The sequence below is a fragment of the Gilvimarinus sp. 1_MG-2023 genome, assembly GCF_030548285.1.
This window is the reverse complement of sequence record NZ_JAUOSC010000260.1, coordinates 1-398: the sequence shown is the minus strand read 5'-3', so window position 1 is coordinate 398 and position 398 is coordinate 1. Positions and strand designations below refer to the sequence as shown.

Sequence of the window (398 nt, the reverse complement as noted above, 5' to 3'; positions counted from 1 at the left end):
GTTCGCTGGCACCGCTGGTTACGTTCAGTTCGCCGATGAATATTTGCCACTCATTTTTCAATTTTTCGACCGAAGCACAGACGGTGGCGGGCATCTGGCTAAATTCGTCGTCGATAGCGGCGGCTTGTTCTTTCAGTGCTTTGACGACGGTGTCGGTGGTCAGTTGGCCCTGATCTGCCATGGCCCTCAGTTCGCCGGTGGTGACGCCGAGGCTGGCGGATAGTGCCTGTGACAGCCTGGGTGACTGTTCCATGACGCTATTAAATTCATCGCCGCGCAGCACGCCGGCGGCCAAGGCTTGTGACAGCTGGGTGATGGATGCGTCGGCTTCTTGCGCTGAGGCCCCGGATACGATGAAGGATTTGCTGATGGTATCGGTCAGCCGGGCCACGTCTTCC

1 protein-coding gene is annotated in these 398 nt (G+C 58.0%); it reads right to left on the bottom strand.

The window, feature by feature from the left end:
- The coding region (locus Q4563_RS16695) for a tape measure protein (protein ID WP_303605286.1) at window positions 1–398 on the bottom strand (398 nt) is incomplete at both ends.